This window comes from Delftia acidovorans NBRC 14950 (assembly GCF_001598795.1).
Lineage (GTDB): Bacteria > Pseudomonadota > Gammaproteobacteria > Burkholderiales > Burkholderiaceae_C > Comamonas > Comamonas acidovorans.
Map to the genome: position 1 here is coordinate 23,338 of NZ_BCZP01000021.1, position 16,747 is coordinate 40,084.

Annotated in this window: 14 protein-coding genes; 8 read left to right on the plus strand and 6 right to left on the minus strand. The window is 69.2% G+C overall.

Translation table 11 applies throughout. From position 1 onward, the window contains the following. Positions 1-5 precede the first annotated feature (5 nt). Together DA1_RS22275 and DA1_RS22280 are read left to right on the plus strand one after the other, a co-directional pair. Positions 6-1,514 (plus strand): Y-family DNA polymerase, encoded by a 1,509-nt coding sequence (locus DA1_RS22275; RefSeq protein ID WP_034394710.1) that lies wholly within the window; start codon positions 6-8, stop codon positions 1,512-1,514. Next, a complete protein-coding gene (locus tag DA1_RS22280; protein WP_034394707.1) occupies positions 1,507-4,893 on the plus strand; it encodes an error-prone DNA polymerase in 3,387 nt (1,128 codons plus the stop codon). Before DA1_RS22275 ends, DA1_RS22280 begins: the two co-directional genes overlap by 8 nt. A 29-nt stretch (positions 4,894-4,922) precedes the next feature. Here the strand turns inward: DA1_RS22280 and tsaA are convergent, their stop codons facing one another. The 6 genes from tsaA to DA1_RS22310 form a co-directional block, all read right to left on the minus strand. Next, the gene (gene tsaA / locus DA1_RS22285) at positions 4,923-5,417 is read right to left on the minus strand and encodes a tRNA (N6-threonylcarbamoyladenosine(37)-N6)-methyltransferase TrmO (RefSeq protein WP_034394704.1); all 495 of its coding nucleotides are present in this window, start codon (positions 5,415-5,417) and stop codon (positions 4,923-4,925) included. Beyond that, positions 5,414-5,779, minus strand: a complete 366-nt coding sequence (locus DA1_RS22290; protein ID WP_034394701.1) for a winged helix-turn-helix domain-containing protein — start codon at positions 5,777-5,779, stop codon at positions 5,414-5,416. Before DA1_RS22290 ends, tsaA begins: the two co-directional genes overlap by 4 nt. 352 nt (positions 5,780-6,131) lie before the next feature. After that, positions 6,132-8,405, minus strand: coding sequence for an AsmA family protein (locus DA1_RS22295; protein WP_034394699.1), 2,274 nt, complete (start codon positions 8,403-8,405; stop codon positions 6,132-6,134). Positions 8,406-8,552: 147 nt separating this feature from the next. Next, positions 8,553-9,887, minus strand: a complete 1,335-nt coding sequence (locus tag DA1_RS22300) for an MFS transporter (RefSeq protein WP_034394695.1) — start codon at positions 9,885-9,887, stop codon at positions 8,553-8,555. Between the two features lie 110 nt (positions 9,888-9,997). Beyond that, on the minus strand, positions 9,998-10,930 hold the full coding sequence (kce, locus tag DA1_RS22305) for a 3,5-dioxohexanoate:acetyl-CoA acetone transferase (RefSeq protein ID WP_034394692.1): 933 nt from the start codon (positions 10,928-10,930) through the stop codon (positions 9,998-10,000). A gap of 54 nt (positions 10,931-10,984) precedes the next feature. Beyond that, a complete protein-coding gene (locus tag DA1_RS22310; RefSeq protein WP_034394689.1) occupies positions 10,985-11,779 on the minus strand; it encodes an SDR family oxidoreductase in 795 nt (264 codons plus the stop codon). Positions 11,780-11,917: 138 nt separating this feature from the next. On the opposite strand from DA1_RS22310, the gene DA1_RS22315 reads away from it, so the two are divergent. The 6 genes from DA1_RS22315 to DA1_RS22340 all read left to right on the plus strand — a co-directional run bounded on the left by DA1_RS22315 (position 11,918) and on the right by DA1_RS22340 (position 16,740). Continuing rightward, positions 11,918-12,673, plus strand: a complete 756-nt coding sequence (locus DA1_RS22315) for a GntR family transcriptional regulator (protein WP_034394686.1) — start codon at positions 11,918-11,920, stop codon at positions 12,671-12,673. A 64-nt stretch (positions 12,674-12,737) separates the two neighbouring features. Next, on the plus strand, positions 12,738-12,965 hold the full coding sequence (locus DA1_RS22320; RefSeq protein WP_012206056.1) for an AbrB/MazE/SpoVT family DNA-binding domain-containing protein: 228 nt from the start codon (positions 12,738-12,740) through the stop codon (positions 12,963-12,965). Then, positions 12,962-13,378, plus strand: coding sequence for a putative toxin-antitoxin system toxin component, PIN family (locus tag DA1_RS22325; RefSeq protein WP_034394683.1), 417 nt, complete (start codon positions 12,962-12,964; stop codon positions 13,376-13,378). Before DA1_RS22320 ends, DA1_RS22325 begins: the two co-directional genes overlap by 4 nt. Positions 13,379-13,390: 12 nt before the next feature. Beyond that, entirely contained in the window at positions 13,391-14,308 is a 918-nt protein-coding gene (locus DA1_RS22330) for a pseudouridine synthase (protein WP_034394681.1), read from the plus strand. Positions 14,309-14,414: 106 nt separating this feature from the next. After that, positions 14,415-14,963 (plus strand): TetR/AcrR family transcriptional regulator, encoded by a 549-nt coding sequence (locus tag DA1_RS22335; RefSeq protein ID WP_034394679.1) that lies wholly within the window; start codon positions 14,415-14,417, stop codon positions 14,961-14,963. A gap of 1 nt (position 14,964) precedes the next feature. Next, positions 14,965-16,740: an MFS transporter gene (locus tag DA1_RS22340; RefSeq protein ID WP_012206052.1), complete on the plus strand. Its 1,776-nt coding sequence runs from the start codon at positions 14,965-14,967 to the stop codon at positions 16,738-16,740. Positions 16,741-16,747 lie beyond the last annotated feature (7 nt).

Here is a 16,747-nt window from a genome sequence, read left to right on the forward strand (position 1 = left end):
ATGCCATGGCACAGCCGAATCAAGCACTGCACTGGATTGCCTGGCCGCTGCATGTCGCGCAGGGCGATGGCCAGGGCAACGGCGACAGTGATGGCGAACGCAGTGCCTGCGCGCAGCAGGCCTGGTGGGCCCTGCGCTGGACGCCGCGCGTGGCTCTCTGGTACGGGGCAGGGCAGGCCGTGGCGTTGATGGAGGTGGGCAGCGTGGAGCGCCTGTGGGGCGGTCGCCAGGCCATGCTGCTGGGCCTGCTGCGCGCGCTGCGCGAACAGCAGCCCGAGGGCGGCCAGGCGGGCGGCCCCCGGATGCCGTTCTGGGCCCGGGGCGCCACGGCATGGCAGGCGCTGGCGCGTCTGCGCTGGCGCATGCAGGGTACGGATTCGCGCCAGCCCTGGCCGCCTGCCGACGCACTGCCCATCTGGACACTGCCCGCACTGGAGCCGCATGCGCCGGCCCTGGAGCGCATGGGCTGCCGCCGCTGGGGCGAGCTGCGCGCCCTGCCGCGCGCGGGCCTGGCGCGGCGCATCGGGCTGCCGGCGCTGCTGGCGCTGGACCAGGCCTATGGCAGCAGCCCCCATGCGCTGGACTGGCTGGAGCTGCCCGAGCACTTTGCATTGCGCGCCGACCTGGGCTATCCGGCCAGCGACGCCCAGGCCCTGCTGCAGGCCGCCCGGCCCCTGCTGCGTGCGCTGCAGGCCTGGCTGCAGGCCCGCCACCAGGGTGTGCTGGGCCTGCAGCTGCGCTGGCACCACGATCTGCGGCGCGTGGACGGCACGCAGCTGCCGGCCTGGGAAGCGCTGGACATCCGCACGGCCCGGCCCGCCCAGGCGCTGGAGCACATGGAGCGCCTGCTGCGCGAACGCCTGGCCCGCACGCCGTGGCGCGCGCCTGCGGACATGCTGGAGCTGGTGGCGCTGGACACCGCGCCTTTCGCGGCCGATGCCGGCAGTTGCCTGCCACCGGCCGCGCCCGGCCCGGCGCCGCTGGGCGAGACGGCAGGCGCGACAGATGGGGCAGGCGCGGCCAGCGGCATGGCCTGGCATGAATGGGTGGAGCGCGTCTCGGCTCGCCGTGGTGCGCAGGGCGTGCGGGTGGCGCAGCTGCAATCGGACCACCGGCCCGAGGCCATGCAGCGCTGGACCCCTGCCTGCGAGGCCCTGCAGACCCCGCAGGCACCGCGGCGGCCCGCGCATGCGCGCAAGGCGGCCAACCCCTGGCAGGACCTGCTGCCGCCCTGGCTGCTCGATCCGCCCCAGCCTCTGCTCCTGCAGGGCAGCCGCCCCTGCTGGCAGGGGCCACTGCAATTGCTGGCCGGCCCCTATCGGCTGGAGGCCGGCTGGTGGGGAGAGCCGCAGGCCGATGCGGCGCTGGCCGTGCGTGACTATTTCGTGGCCAGCAACGCGGCTGTCGGCCATGTCTGGATCTACCGCGAGCGCGCGCCTGCATCGGAGCGGTTGCCAGGCATGCCGGCCCTGTTGACGCCCGCCGCCTGGTTTGCGCAAGGCATCTATGGCTGAACAGGACATCCTGCTGGAGCCGCCGCCCCCGCAGCTGCAGCGGCTGCAGCCCCCGCCCCAGGCCACCGGGCCGGTGTCCGGCATGGCATCAGGCCCGGGCCTGCCTGGCTATGCGGAGCTGCACTGCCTGTCGAACTTCAGCTTTCTGCGCGGCGCCTCTTCGCCCGCCCAACTGGTGCAGCGCGCCAAGGCCCTGGGCTACCAGGCGCTGGCCCTGACCGACGAATGCTCGGTGGCCGGCGCCGTGCGGGCCTTCGAGGCCGCGCGCGACTGCGAGATGGCGCTGATCCATGGCAGCGAATTCGCCTGGGGGCCGCTGCGCGTGGTGGCGCTGGCGCGCGATCTGAACGGCTGGGGCAACCTCTGCGAATTCATCAGCGCGGCGCGCGCCCGTGCCGAAAAGGGCCAGTACCTGGTCGATGCGGACAGCCCCTGGCATCTGCTGCGTGAAGGCTGCGAATGCATCGTTGTGCCGCAGCGTGCGCAGCTGTTGCCCGGCGATGTGCCCGCCATGGCCGAGTCCGTGCAGGCCGCCGTGGCGCAGCTGGGGCCGGGCTGCTGGCTGGGCGTGGAGCTGCTGCTGGCGCCCGACGACAGCCTGTGGCTGCAAAGCCTGCAGGACGTGGCAGGGTTGCTGGGCCTGTCCTGCGTGGCCTGCGGCGACGTGCACATGCATGCGCGCTCGCGCAAGCCGCTGCAGGACCTGGTGACGGCGCTGCGCCTGGGCTGCACGGTGGCCGAGTGCGGCTTCGAGCTGCACCCCAATGCCGAGCGACATCTGCGCTCGCGGTTTCGGCTGGGCGGCATCTATCCGCGCGCCATGCTGGATGCAACCCTGCAGATTGCCGCGCGCTGCGATTTCAAGCTCAGTGAGATCAGCTACCACTATCCGCAGGAAAGCGTGCTGCCCGGCATGGACGCGCGCCAGACATTGGCCTGGCATACCTGGCAGGGAGCGGCGGGGCGCTATCCGCAAGGCATTCCCGACGCGGTGAGCGACAAGCTCAAAGAGGAACTGGCGCTGATCGCCGACTGTGGCTACGAGATGTACTTCCTCACCGTGCACGACATCGTGCGATTCGCTCGCAGTCAGGACATCCTGTGCCAGGGCCGGGGTTCGGCCGCGAACTCGGTGGTCTGCTTCTGCCTGGGCATCACGGCCGTCGATCCCACTCTGCAGACGCTGTTGATCGCGCGCTTCATCAGCCGCGAGCGCAGCGAGCCCCCAGATATCGACGTGGACTTCGAGCACGCGCGGCGCGAGACCGTCATCCAGTACATCTACGAAAAATACGGCCGTGACCGTGCCGCCCTGACGGCCGTGGTCAGCTGCTGGCGCACGCGTGGCGCACTGCGCGACGCGGGCAAGGCCCTGGGCGTGGATGCGGTGCTGATAGACGCCATGGCCCGGCAGCACCACTGGTTCAGCGATGCCGAGGACGAAGCGGCCGAGCCGGAGCCCGAGCCCGATGACCCCGCCCTGGGCTGGGTGCGCTCCAAGCTGCTGCGCCTGGCCCGGCTGCGCGAGCGGCTGGGCGACGACTGCCCGCAACTGTCGCCCCAGCGTGCGCGGCTGTGGCTGGAGCTGGCCCTGCAACTGCGCGACAGCCCGCGCCACCTGAGCCAGCACGTGGGCGGCTTTGTGCTGACCGACGGGCCGCTGACGCGGCTGGTGCCCGTGGAGCCGGCCGCCATGGAGGGCCGCTCGGTCATCCAGTGGGACAAGGACGATCTGGACACCATGAATCTGCTCAAGGTCGATGTGCTGGCCTTGGGCATGCTCACCGTGCTGCGCGGCAGCCTGAAGGCACGCGCCGCGCTGCGCGGGCCGCGCTGGGAGCTGGCCGACATTCCCAAGGAGGACGCCGCCACCTACGACATGATCTGCCGCGCCGACACCGTGGGCACCTTCCAGATCGAGAGCCGCGCCCAGATGAGCATGCTGCCCCGGCTGCGACCGCGCGTGTTCTACGACCTGGTCGTTGAGGTCGCCATTGTGCGGCCCGGCCCCATACAGGGCGGCATGGTCCATCCCTATCTGCAGGCGCGCGAGCGTCGGCGGCAGGGCGGCGAGCTGGTCCTGGAAAAGCCCGCGCTCGAGAAGGCGCTCAAGCGCACGCTGGGCGTGCCCATCTTCCAGGAGCAGGTGATGCAGATCGCCATGATCGCGGCGGGTTTCTCGGCGGGCGATGCCGACGAGCTGCGCCGCTCCATGGCCGCCTGGCGGCGCAAGGGCGGCGTGCACCGCTTCGAGCGCCCATTGATCGACGGCATGCTGGCCAATGGCTACAGCGCTGATTTTGCCCAGGCCATCTTCCGCCAGATGCTGGGCTTTGGCGAATACGGCTTCCCAGAAAGCCATGCCTACAGCTTTGCCATGCTGGCCTATGCCAGCGCCTGGCTCAAGCGCCATGAGCCGGCCTGTTTTCTGATGGCCTTGCTCAATGCCCAGCCCATGGGCTTCTACACCCCCTCGCAGCTGATCCAGGATGCGCGCCGCCACGGCGTGCGCGTGCTGCCCGTCGATGTGCGCCACAGCGACTGGGACTGCACGCTGGAGGCGCCGCACGAGCGCATTGCCGGCGTCGAGCTGCCGCAGCCGGCCGTGCGCCTGGGTCTGTGCATGGTGGCGCAGTTGCCAAAGACTTCGGGCGAGCGCGTGGCGCAGGTCCGCGCGCAGGCACCGTTCAGGAGCACCGAGGACCTGGCCCTGCGCGCCCGGCTGCAGCGCGCCGAGCTGCAGGCCCTGGCGGCGGCCGATGCGCTGCAGGGCCTGTCAGGCCACCGCCGCCAGCAGATGTGGGATGCGGCGGCCCTGCAGGTGCAGCCCCCGCTGTTCGCGGGCGTGCCTGTGCATGAGGCGCCCGTGCAGCTGGCTGCTGCGCCCGAGGGCGAGGAAATCCTGTTCGACTACGCGGCCACGGGCCTGAGCCTGCGCCGCCACCCGCTGGCCCTGCTGCGTGACCGCCTGCGCCGCCACGGGCTTCGCACGGCGCTGGAGCTGCGCGACACGCTGCCGGGCATGCGCGTGCGGGCCTGCGGCATCGTCACCGTGCGCCAGCGCCCGCCCACGGCCAAGGGCACCCTCTTCATCACGCTGGAGGACGAGACGGGCACGGTCAACCTGGTGGTCTGGCCCGATACCGTCACGCGCTGGGGCGAGCCCTTGCTGGGCGCGCGGCTGCTGGCAGTGGAGGGCATCTGGCAAAGCAGCTCGGATTGGGGCGGCGGCAAGAACTGCGGCGAGCCAGCGCCTGCAGAGCAGGCCAGCCAGGAGGTGCCCGCCGTGCACCATCTCATCGTGCACCGCGCCCGCGACATGAGCCGCTGGCTGGGCCGCCTGGGCGGCGCCGGCGTGGCGAGCCGCAATTTCCACTGAGGGCTGTTGCCGTTGCTGCCGCTGCAGGCTCAGGCCATGCGGCCGTCCGCGCGGATGTCGGGCATCTGGTCGATACGCTTGCCGAACCAGCCTATGCGCTCGGTCTGGCGCACATCCAGCCTGGGCACGTAGGGCTTGATGTCGAGCACGGGCGTGCCGTCCAGCATGTCATTGCCCAGGAAATGCAGCAGCAGTCCTTCGCGCCGCACCAGGCGCACGATGGACAGGCCCAGCCGGTTGGGCCGCGCCGGGGCGCGCGTGGCGAACACGCCGTGGCTGCTGTCGTCCATGAAGGGCACGACTTCCAGCTTTTCCACGGCCTGGTGCAGGTGGGTGATGAGGATCAGGTAGTCAAAGCCTTCGATGTCGCGCAGCCCGGCCTCGAACTCGGGCAGCAGCTCCACGCGGCCGGCCTCGTCGGCCGCGCCCGCCGTCTGTATGGGCATGCCCACCGGGTCGGTGAAGCGGCTGCGCACATGGCCGATGGGGCGGCAGCCTATGGCTTGCGTGGCGGCATCGCTCATGCGCTGGCGGTGCCCTGGGGATTGAGCAGGCGTGTCAGCGCGGCGATATCGGCCGCCGCCGCCATGCGCGCCGTGGTCTCTATGGAGCGGTAATGCCTGACGATGGCTTCGCCTGTGGAGGTGAGCGAGGCGCCGCCGCCATGGGCGCCGCCGGCGCTGGTGTTGACGGCCGGCGTCTGCAGCGCGCGGTTCATCTCGTCGACCAGCACCCAGGCGCGCCGGTAGGACATGCCCAGCGATCGCGCTGCAGCCGAGATGGAGCCCGCCTCGGCAATGGCTTCGAGCAACTGCACCTTGCCGGGACCGATGGCAATGGTGCTGTCGTTGTATACGCGCAGGCGGAACTGGACTTTGGAGGACATGGGGAAAGGACTTGGCACAGGAGAAAAGCGAACGTCAAGGTTAAGCGAAATCAACGGCTTGCGCCGTCGCAGGGGCTAAGGGGAAATACGCAATGCATGGATCGCTACAGCGAAGGGGTGCTCTGGCAGGGCGTTCCTGCAAACGGGCCGTCGGGGCCGGCGCGCTGGCGCTGCCGCCAGGGCGCCCGCTGCCTGCGCATCGTCTGCGAGTGCATTGGCGAGGCTCTTGACCTGCCGGCGCCGCGTCTCGATGCCTGTGTGCTGCGGCGCTATTTCGTCACATTGCCACCGGGTTTGCTAGCCTTTTTGCGCCAATGCAGCGCGGCGCTTGCCGCGCATCCTGGCCACGCGTTTACTTCTTGCTGCTTTCTGCCAGCAGGCGCTGGCATTGCGCATCTTCCTCGGCGGCCGGCACCGTCAGCGGCACCAGCGCCAGGGCCGCCGGCGCCACCACGGCGGCGGCCACGGCCGCGCCCGCGCGCAGCAGCAGCGGGCCGGGCTCCACGCCCACCTTGGGATTGGCAAAACTGCCGCGCACATACAGCGGCGTGCGCAGCGAGAAGAACTTCCACTTCAGCGACTCGGGCACGATGCGCAGGTCCATGGTCTCCTGCGCCAGGCTGATCTGTCCGGTGGCCTCGATGATGGCCTCGGGCGTGGCCAGCTTGACGTTGCGGGTGCGCGCAATGCCCTGCTCCACGGTCAGGTCGGCAACGGCGCAGTTGAGCTGCACTTCCTTGTCGGCGCCGAACAGCTTGGTGACGATGACGCTGCCCAGGTTCAGCGCGGCCAGGTCCAGGAGCTGCTTGCTGAAGCGGCCATCGCGCACATACAGGCGGATGTCGCCCGAGCTGGTGCCCAGCCATTCGGCAATGGACTGGCCCCGGCCCTCCAGCCCCAGCGCGCCGTCCATGCTGCCCAGGCTTTTCTTCATCAGTTCGATCTCGGGGAACAGGGCCGACAGCTGCAGCCCCTGGACCTTGCCCTGGAGGCTGGCCTTGGGCGGCTTGGCGCCGCTGTCCACCACGGCCTCGATGTCCAGCCGGCCCTTGGCCATGCCGAAGCGCAGCGGAGACAGGCGCAGCACGCCGTTGTCCATGACGGCATGCACGCTGAAGTCCTCGATGGGCAGGGCCTGGGGGCGCTCGATGCGGTCGCTCTTGAAGCGCACATCCATGTCCATGGCATTCCACTTGCTGGTGTCAAAGCGCTGCGTGGGCAGGGCCTTGCCGCTGGCCGCCTGCCGGGTCTTCTGGCCCTGCTTGGTGGACGGTGCTCCCACCACCGGCCCCAGGTCGGCCAGGCGCAGCTTGCGCGAGGCCAGATCGCCGCTGAGCTTGGGGCGCGGCTTGCCCGATGCGTAGTGCAGCGTGCCGCGCAGATCGCTCTGGCCCACGCGGCCATCGAATTCCTCGTAATCCCAGACGGCGCGCCCCGGCTCCAGGCTGCCGACCAGATGGCCATTGGTGTCGAAGGGCGGTGTGCGCGGCAGCAGCAGACCCGTCAGCGGGAACAGGTCGGCCATGCTGGAGCCGCGTAGGCGCACCTGCAGGTCCATGCCCTTGAGCGCCCTGGGATTGTCGAGAATGCCCTCGGCCCGGGCGCGCAGGCTGCCCGCATGGGCCCACAGCTTCACGGGAAAGCGTGCCTGTTCGCTTTGCAGGTCCAGCACGGGGCCGATGAGGCCCTGGGCCTCGACCGTGGCCTTGGCGATGCGCCCGGTCAGGCCGAAGCGCATGCCATACGGAAAGTCTGGACTGGGCGGCTGCACAAGGCTGTCCAGACGTGCGCGCACCGCCATCTGGCGCACGCCATCGCTCCAGCCCACCAGGCCCCCGCGCAGGCTCAATTGCGCTATCTGAAAGCGCCAGCGCGGCCCTGTGGACTCGGGGCGCTTGAAGGTCCAGTTGTTGCTGCCATCCTTGCGCCGGGCAAAGACCAGGTCAGGGCCTTCCAGTTGCAGATGGTCCAGCAGCACATGCCGGCCCAGCAGCGGCCACAGCCGCAGGCTGGCCGTGGCGCGCGCGGCCGTGGCCATGGTGGCGGCATCGCGCGCCGGAGGCGCCAGCTTTTCGTCGGAAAGGGCGATGCTGTCGGTATCGATATCGCGTGCGGGGCGGCTGGCCTGCGCGTCCCCTTCCTTGGCCTTCGTTTTCCCTTTTGGCTGGTCCTTGCGCTGGCCCATGGGTGGGTCTTCGGGCAGCCGGCCCTTGTTCAGATGGTCGGGCGGCGCGGGCAGGGCTGGCAGTTCGTCGCTGCCCTTGGCCGGTTCCTGCTCGACCTGCCAGCCTTCGGGCTGGCCCAGGGCCAGTTGCTCGGCCTCGATGGTCACGCCCGGGACCCAATGGCGCCAGCCCTGGTCCAGGGGCTGGGGCCATGTCCAGCGCAGGCGCAGATCGCCTTCAATGGCGAAGTGGCGGCCGGTGCTTTCGCTGACGCGTTCGTTGACCCAGGGCTTGGCCCGGTTCCAGTCGAAGGTGGCAATCAGGACCACAACCGCGGCGAGCAGCAGCACCAGGGCCGACACCGTCCACAAAAGGGCGCGCAGCCAGCGGCGGCGGGCTGGGCGGTGGGGTGCTGGCGTGGCGGGGCTGTGGTTCGCTGTGTCGGTCGCTGTGTCTGTCATGGCGCAGGGGGCCGCTAAATGGGGTTCGGTCCATCCTATCGCCATGAAACCGCTTGCCAAGGCCCGGGACGCGCTGGCGGGCAGCCGGCAGGCCCGCATACAGGAGATTGACCTACAGCGCGGCCTGCGGCGGGGAAGAGGCCGTCATCACGGCGTCTCCTGGCCCTGGCGCAGCCGGGTGGATGCCAGGGCGGCCACCACCAGCAGGCCCGCCATGATGAACAGGCCGTTGCGCGTGCTGCCCGTGGCCTGTTCGATCATCCCCATCACAGTGGGGCCGATGAAGCCGCCCACCAGGCCGCAGGTATTGACCAGGGCTATGCCGCCCGCCAGCCCCGCGCCCGCCAGCCGCGAGGCGGGAAACAGGAAGACCACGGACTGCACCACGAAGAACATCAGCGCCGTCAGGCTGAAACCCAGCAGGCCCAGGGCTGGCGAGGCCTTGCCCGCCAGCGCGGCCACCAGCAGGCCGGCGGCCATGGTGGCCAGGCCCGCCAGCAGCATGCGCCGGCAGCGCTGCGGGTGGGTGGCAAAGCGCGGCAGCCAGGCCGCACCGATGGCCGCTGCGATCCAGGGCACGGAGTTGAGCGTGCCGATCTGCAGCGGCGAGAGCTGGCCGTAGGTGCCGATGATGCCCGGCAGGAAGAAGATCACCGTGTAGATGCTGATCTGGTGGCAGAAGTAGACAAGGATGGCCAGCCAGATCTGGCGGTCGCGCAGGCAGTCCCGGAGCGAGTGGCCCACCTGGCCGGCGCCGGCCTGCTGGTCCTGCTCGGCCTGCAGGCGTTGCAGTACCTCGCGCGATTCGGCGGCCGTCAGCCAGGGCGCGCTGGCCGGACCGTCGGGCAGCTTCTTCCAGACCACCCAGGCCAGGGCCACGGCGGGCAGGCCCTCGATCACGAACATCCACTGCCAGCCATGCCAGCCCAGGAAGCCGTCCATCTGCAGCAGCGCGCCGCCCACGGGGCCGCTGAGGATGTTGGCAATGCACACGCCCAGCAGGAAGTAGCCGATGGCGCGGGCCCGTTCCTCGCGGCCGAACCAGTAGGTCAGGTAGAGCATCACGCCGGGGAACAGCCCCGCCTCGGCCGCGCCCAGCAGCACGCGCATCACGTAGAACGAGGTCTCTCCGGTGATGAAGGCCATGCCGGCCGACAGCAGGCCCCAGGTCACCATGATGCGGGTGATCCAGAACCGCGCGCCCACCCTGTGCATGATCAGGTTGCTGGGCACTTCCAGCAGCGCATAGCTCAGGAAGAACAGCCCCGCGCCCAGGCCGTAGGCGGCCGCCGAGATGCCCAGGTCCACCTCGATGTGCGACTTGGCCAGCGCAATGTTGGTGCGGTCTATGAAGCTGATCACATAGGACAGCACCAGCAGCGGCATCAGCCTGCGGAAGATGCGGGCGTTGAGCGCCGCGCTGGCACTGCTGGCCGCATTGCCAGGAACTGGCGGCGGCGCATGGACGGAATGGCTGGACATGGTGCTTGTCTCCTTCAAGGCTTGGGGGGCGTGGGGCGGAACTTCCAGGGACCGGCCCGGCCTGCTGCTGCAGGCTCTGGTGCTATGTGCTGGATGGGGGGAAAGGGGGCTCAGAAGGCCACATTGGCCGCACCCTTGAGGCCCAGCATGCTGCGCGCCTCGTCAGGCGTGGCGACGTCGACATTCAGGGCCTCGAGCACGGTGCGGATGCGGCGCACCTGCTCGGCGCTGGAGGTGGCCAGCTGCCCCGGGCCTATCCACAGAGAGTCTTCCAGCCCCACGCGCACATGCGAGCCCATGGCCGCGCCCATGGTGGCCAGCGGCAGCTGGTTGCGCCCGGCGCCCAGGATGGACCACTGGTAGTTGCTGCCCAGCAGGCGGTCGGCCGTGCGGCGCATGTGCATCAGGTCCTCCGGGTGGCCGCCGATGCCGCCCAGGATGCCGAACACCGACTGCACGAACACGGGCCCCTGCACCAGCCCCCGGTCCACGAAATGCGCCAGGTTGTGCAGGTGGCTGATGTCGTAGCACTCGAACTCGAAGCGCGTGCCCTGGGCCTGGCCCAGGCGCAGGATGCCTTCGATATCGGCAAAGGTGTTCTTGAAGACCAGGTTGCGGCTGTTTTCCAGGTGCTCGCGCTCCCAGGCGTGTTCCAGGTTCTTGAAGCGCTCCAGCATGGGGAACAGGCCGAAGTTCATCGAGCCCATGTTCAGCGAGGCCAGCTCGGGCTGGAACTCGGTCACGGGCCGCATGCGCTCTTGCACCGTCATGTGCGGGCTGCCGCCCGTGGTGATGTTGACGATGGCATCGCTTTCGGCCCGGATCGCCTTGAGAAAGGGGCGGAACAGCTCAGGGTCCTGCGAAGGGCGCCCGTCGCGGGGATCGCGGGCATGCAGGTGCACGATGGCGGCGCCGGCCTCGGCGGCATCGATGGCGGCGCGCGCAATCTGCTCGGCCGTCACGGGCAGGTGGGGCGACATGCTGGGCGTGTGGATGGCGCCCGTGGGCGCGCAGGTGATGATGGCTTTGGTGCGGGTGGCCATGGAAGGTCCTTGCAAACGGTGAAAAGGCGAGAGGAGTAGAGGAGGAGAGGGCGCTCAGCTCAGCGCCTGGGTCAGGCCATCGACGGCCAGCTCCTGGCCCGTGACATGGCCGGCCAGCGGGCTGGCGGCAAACACGGCCATGTTGGCAATGTCGCGCGCCGTGGCCATGCGGCCCAGCGCGGCCTGGTGCGTGTAGCTGCGCGTGACGTCCTCCAGCGGCATGCCGCGTGCCTGCGCCTTGGCGGCAATCACATCGCGGATGCGCGGGCCGTCCACGGCGCCCGGCAGGATGGCGTTCATCCGGATGCCGTCGGCGCCCAGCTCCAGTGCCAGCGACTTGGTCAGGCCGATCACGGCCCACTTGGACGCCGAATAGGCCGTGCGGCCCGGCATGCCCAGATGGCCTGCCGCCGAAGACAGGTTGACGATGGCCGCCTGCCGGCCCTCGCGTGCCGATTGCCGAAGCCGGGGCACGGCCAGCCGCGTGCACAGGAAGGCGCCGGTGATGTTCACATCCAGCGTGCGCTGCCAGTCGGCCAGGTCCAGCGTCTCCACCGCGCCCGTGGGGCCTGCCACCCCGGCGTTGTTGACGAGGATGTCCAGGCCGCCCAACTCGTTGTCCACGGCCTTGAACAGGGCCTGCATCTGCAAGGCATCCGACACATCGGCAAGACGGCCGCTGGCGCCGGGCAGGGCGGCAGCCAGCGCATCCAGGCTGGCCTGGGCCACGTCACAGACCATGACGCGCGCGCCGGCCTCGGCAAAGGCGCGGCTGATTTCCAGGCCGATTCCGGCGGCGCCCGCCGTCACCAGGACGCGCTGGCCGGCCAGAAGATCGTTTTTCCACATGCGGGGACTCCTTGGGAACTCAAACAAAGGTGAAAGGGATTCGGGTTGGGTTTGGATTTTGTATCTGTGATCACAGATCAAATATGGTGAATACCCTATGCGCCATGACAGCGGCGGCGCCGCGCTACCATCGCCGCCATGGCCATCAACGAACTAGTCACCCCACTCAAACGCCAGACCCTCAGCAGCGATGTCTATGCACAGCTCAGGGAATTGCTGATCACGGGCCAGATGATTCCGGGCGAGCAGATCTCCCTGCGCACCACGGCCAGCGCGCTGGGCGTCAGCGTCATGCCCGTGCGCGAGGCCGTGCACCGGCTGGTGGCCGAGCAGGCGCTGGAACTCACGCCCAACCGCGCGCTGCGCGTGCCGTTGATGACGGAAAGCGCCTTCCGCGAGATCACGCGCATCCGCGTCAACCTCGAAGGCCTGGCCACGGAGCAGGCGGCCCGGCAACTGCCGGCCGCCGAGCTGGAACGCATCGCCGCACTGCAGGACCGCTTTGCGGCCGAGATGGCCAGCGCCTCGCCGGACGGCGCGCGGCTCATCGCCTTCAACAAGGATTTCCACTTCGCCGTCTACAGCGCGGCCGGCATGCCCATGCTGCTGCAGATGATCGAGGCGCTGTGGCTTCGCATAGGTCCCATCCTCAACCACGACATGCGCTCGGGCTCGCGCCGCGTGAGCGAACAGGTGGCGGTCGGCCACCATGCGCGCCTGGTCGAGGCCCTGCGCCGCGGCGATGCGCCAGCCGCGAAGGAGGCGCTGCGCGGCGACATCGAAAGCGCGGCCGACTACATCGTTTCGGCGGGCGTGCTGGTGACGGCGGACAGCGGGTTGAACGGCGTGAGTGGACTGAGCGGGCCAGCCTTGCCAGGTGAAGAAAGCCGGTGAGCCGCAGAGGAATGGAGTAAGGAAGTAAGATTTCCGTGTTTTCTCTCATTTGCAGGAGCCGGCCATGCTTGCCAAATTGACGTCGAAGAACCAGATCACCCTGCCCAAGGCCGTGGTGTCCGAGGTGGAGGCCGCAGAGTATTTCGAGGTGGCCGTGGAAAACGGCCGCATCGTGCTCACGCCTGTGCACGTGCAGCGTGTCCAGCGCGCACAGGCCGTCCGCGACAAGCTGCAGCAGATGGGCATCACCGAAGAGGATGTGCAGGAGGCCACCTCCTGGGCGCGCAAATGATGCGTGTCGTCCTGGACACCAACGTCGTGCTCTCGGCATTGCTGTTCACGTCCGGCCGTCTTGCGTGGATACGCCGGGCCTGGCAGCACCAGCAGTTGAAGCCCCTGGTCTGCAGGGAAACGGCCAGCGAATTGCTGCGTGTGCTCGCCTACCCGAAGTTCAAGCTGTCAACGGCCGAGCAACAGGCCTTGCTGGAGGATTTCCTGCCCTGGGCCGATGTCGTCACACTGCCGCAGCCCTGGCCTGCATTGCCGCTGTGCCGGGACGACAAGGACCAGGTGTTCCTGGTGCTGGCGCATGTGGGCCGGGCCCGGGCGCTCATCACCGGCGACGGCGACCTTCTGGCGCTGCGTGACAGCTTTCCCGGCCTGATCGTGACGCCCGATGAGTGGGCAGCGCTGCACAAGCGCTGAGGGCAGGAATCCATGCACAACGCCCACGACCCCAAGGTTCTTCCCATACGCGACGGCGTCAGCCCCAGCTGCGTGGTGCTGCCCAGCCAGGGCGGCGGGTTGCTGATCGATTTTCTGGCCGAGCGCCTGCCGGCCGTGGCGCGCGAGGACTGGCTGCGGCGCCTGGCGCTGCGCGAGGTGGTGGACGAGCATGGCCGCGCCGCCGATGCAGGCACGGCCTTTGCGCCGGGCCTGCGTTACTACTACTACCGCGAGCTGCAGGCCGAGCCGCCCATCCCCTTCGAGGCCGAAGTCATCCACCGCGACGCGCATCTGCTGGTGGCCGACAAGCCGCATTTCCTGCCCGTGGTGCCGGCCGGCAAGTACCTGCAGCAGACGCTGCTGGTGCGGCTCAAGCGCGAATTCGACCTGCCCGAGCTGTCGCCCATCCACCGCATAGACCGCGACACGGCGGGGCTGGTGGTGTTTTCGGTGCAGCGCGCCACGCGCGGCATCTACCAGGCGCTGTTCCGCGACCGCGCCATCCACAAGACCTACGAGGCCGTGGCCCCCTGGCGCGAGGACGTGGTTTTCCCGCGCACGCATGAAAGCCGCATGGAAGAAAGCGGCCATTTCTTTCGCATGCACGAGGTGGCCGGCACGCCCAACACCCGCACCCACATGCAGGTGGTGGAGCAGCACGGCCGCTGGGCGCGCTACCGGCTGGAGCCCGAAAGCGGCAAGCGCCACCAGTTGCGCGTGCACATGGCCGCCCTGAGCCTGCCGCTGTGGGGTGACGGCTTCTACCCTGAAGTGCATGACATGCCCGAGGGCGACTACTCGCGCCCGCTGCAGCTGCTGGCGCGCAGCCTGGCCTTCACCGATCCTCTGGACGGCCAGTCGCGGCGCTTTGACAGCCGCCGCCAGTTGCTGCCGCTGACCGACCTGTAGAGGCCTTGCCGCTGCTGGAAACCGCTGGCTTTTTTGTCCATGGCCTTGCCATGGGATAGGCCGGTTGCGGACATTTAACGGACAACTTTGTCCGATAATTGTCCGCATGACTTCCAAAAGACCCAGTGCCGATATCCGCCGCGCCCAGCTGCTGGACGCGGCCGATGCCGTGTTTTCCGAGCATGGCGTGACCGCGCCGCTGGACCTGGTGGTCGAGCGCGCCGAGGTCGGCCGCGCCACGCTGTACCGGCAGTTTCCTGACCGGCGTGCGCTGATGCTGGCGCTGCTGGAGCGTTCGCTGGACAACATGCGCAGCGCGGCCGAAGCCATGGCCGAGGATGACGATGCCTTCTACAAGCTGCTGTCGCGCCTGGCCGAGCGCATTGCGGTCTCGGCCCCCATCACCGATTACTGGCGCACCGTGGAGCGCGGCGACGAGGTCATCGCCCAGGCCCGCGTTGCCATGTGGCAGATCTTTCGGCCGGCCATGGACCGGGCCGTGGCCTGTGGCCATTGCCGCCAGCCGCTGACGCAGGCCGAGCTGTCCCTGGTCTTCGGCATGCTGGGCGCCTCGCTGCGCGGCGAGACGCCGCAGCAGCGGCGCACCCTGGCGCGCAAGGCGTTGCAGATCGTCTGGCAAGGCTTGAAGGCCTGACATGGCCACCACACCCACTCCACCGGGGCCCGTGCTGCCCCCGTCGCCCCCCGTCGTCTACCTCAAGCCCCCGCCGGACTGGGAAGAGCATGAAAAGCCCAGCCTGCCGGGCTCGCCGTCCATGCCGCTGCACCAGCCGGCCGTGCGCGCCGCCTATGGCCTGATCGCCGTGCTGGTGGCGCTGACGGGTGGCCTGGGCAATGCACTGTTCACGGCCAACCTGCCCACCATCCAGGGCCAGATGGGGCTGACGTCTTCCGAGGCCGCCTGGCTGACCGGCGCCTACGTCATGCTCAACATGACGGCCAACCTGCTGGTCTACAAATTCCGCCAGCAGTTCGGCATGCGGCTGTTCGCCGAGATCGGGCTGGGCCTGTATGCGCTGCTGACGCTGCTGCACCTGGTGCTGGGCAGCTACACCAGCCTGCTCATGCTGCGCGCGGCCAGCGGCCTGGCGGGCGCCACCTGCAGCACGCTGGGCACGCTCTACATGCTGCAGGCTGCGCCGCGCAAGCATGTGCTCAAGATGCTGGTGATCGGCGTGGGGCTGGGGCAGATCGCCACGCCGCTGGCCTGGATCCTTTCGCCGGGCCTGCTGTTCAACAGCGAGTGGCACAACCTCTATCTGTTCGAGGCCGGCCTGGCCCTGATCTCGTTCGCGGGCGTGGTGGTGCTCAAGCTGCCGCCGGGCGTGCACATCCGCAGCTTCGAGCGGCTGGACTTCCTGACCTTCTTCCTCATGGTGCCCGGCGTGGGCCTGCTGATCGCCGTGCTGGTGCAGGGCTACAACCACTGGTGGCTGGACACGCCCTGGCTGGCCTGGATGCTGATCGGCTCCATCGTCCTGCTGAGCGTGGCGCTGTACATCGAGCACCACCGCCGCAATCCCATGCTGCAGACGCGCTGGTTCGTGCTGGCGCCCACGGTGCGCTTCGTGATCGGTGCGCTGCTGCTGCGCTTTCTGACCACCGAGCAGACCTATGGCGTGATCGGCATGCAGCGCATGCTGGGCATGACGGTGGACCAGATGCAGCCGCTGTTCATCGTCATCCTGCTGGGCACCATCGCGGGCATTGCCGTGTCGGCGCTGACCTTCGGGCTGGAGAACATGGGCAAGCAGATCGTGGGCTCCATCGTGCTGTTCGCGCTGGCGGCCTGGCTGGACCACAGCCGCACCAGCCTGGCCCGGCCCGAGGACTTCTTCGGCAGCCAGTTCCTCATGGCCGTGGGCGCGGGCCTGTTCATGGGGCCGCTGATGCTGATCGGCGTGGTGCAGGGCCTGAAGTTCGGCGCGCACTACATGCTGACGGCCATCGTCACCATCTCCATGACGCAGGCCATGGGCGCGCTCATGGGCTCGGCCCTGCTGAGCACCTACCAGATGCACCGCGAGCAGGTGTATTCGGCCGCCATCGTGGCCGATGTCGATCCCACCGACCCCATCGTGGCCGACCGCCTGCGCCTGCAGCAGCAAAGCCTGGCCCGCGTCATCGCCGACCCGGCCCTGCGTGCGGCCCAGGGCACGGCCCAGCTGGCGCAGGCCGCACGCCGCGAGGCCAATGTGCGCGCCTACAACGACGTGTTCGCGCTCACGGCCGGCGTGGCCGTGCTCTACCTGCTGTGGATGCTGGCCCTGGCCGGCCGCGCACGCCAGCGCGCCTTCGTGGAGCGCATGCGCGCCGCCGCTGCCGATGCCTCGGCCATGCGCGGCACCGATGCCGCCGCGCCGCAGGACGCGCCGGGCCAGCCGCCCACCCAACCCGTCGCCCGCGCCTGAAACCGTT

What these genes read in the sequence shown, in the direction of transcription:
- DA1_RS22280 (WP_034394707.1), top strand. Translation starts at nt 1,507, where the DNA reads ATGGCTGAACAGGACATCCTGCTGGAGCCGCCGCCCCCGCAGCTGCAG.
- kce (WP_034394692.1), bottom strand. Translation starts at nt 10,930, where the DNA reads ATGGCCACCCGCACCAAAGCCATCATCACCTGCGCGCCCACGGGCGCC.
- DA1_RS22320 (WP_012206056.1), top strand. Translation starts at nt 12,738, where the DNA reads ATGCTTGCCAAATTGACGTCGAAGAACCAGATCACCCTGCCCAAGGCC.
- tsaA (WP_034394704.1), bottom strand. Translation starts at nt 5,417, where the DNA reads ATGAGCGATGCCGCCACGCAAGCCATAGGCTGCCGCCCCATCGGCCAT.
- DA1_RS22310 (WP_034394689.1), bottom strand. Translation starts at nt 11,779, where the DNA reads ATGTGGAAAAACGATCTTCTGGCCGGCCAGCGCGTCCTGGTGACGGCG.
- DA1_RS22275 (WP_034394710.1), top strand. Translation starts at nt 6, where the DNA reads ATGGCACAGCCGAATCAAGCACTGCACTGGATTGCCTGGCCGCTGCAT.
- DA1_RS22335 (WP_034394679.1), top strand. Translation starts at nt 14,415, where the DNA reads ATGACTTCCAAAAGACCCAGTGCCGATATCCGCCGCGCCCAGCTGCTG.
- DA1_RS22340 (WP_012206052.1), top strand. Translation starts at nt 14,965, where the DNA reads ATGGCCACCACACCCACTCCACCGGGGCCCGTGCTGCCCCCGTCGCCC.
- DA1_RS22290 (WP_034394701.1), bottom strand. Translation starts at nt 5,779, where the DNA reads ATGTCCTCCAAAGTCCAGTTCCGCCTGCGCGTATACAACGACAGCACC.
- DA1_RS22295 (WP_034394699.1), bottom strand. Translation starts at nt 8,405, where the DNA reads ATGACAGACACAGCGACCGACACAGCGAACCACAGCCCCGCCACGCCA.
- DA1_RS22325 (WP_034394683.1), top strand. Translation starts at nt 12,962, where the DNA reads ATGATGCGTGTCGTCCTGGACACCAACGTCGTGCTCTCGGCATTGCTG.
- DA1_RS22300 (WP_034394695.1), bottom strand. Translation starts at nt 9,887, where the DNA reads ATGTCCAGCCATTCCGTCCATGCGCCGCCGCCAGTTCCTGGCAATGCG.
- DA1_RS22315 (WP_034394686.1), top strand. Translation starts at nt 11,918, where the DNA reads ATGGCCATCAACGAACTAGTCACCCCACTCAAACGCCAGACCCTCAGC.
- DA1_RS22330 (WP_034394681.1), top strand. Translation starts at nt 13,391, where the DNA reads ATGCACAACGCCCACGACCCCAAGGTTCTTCCCATACGCGACGGCGTC.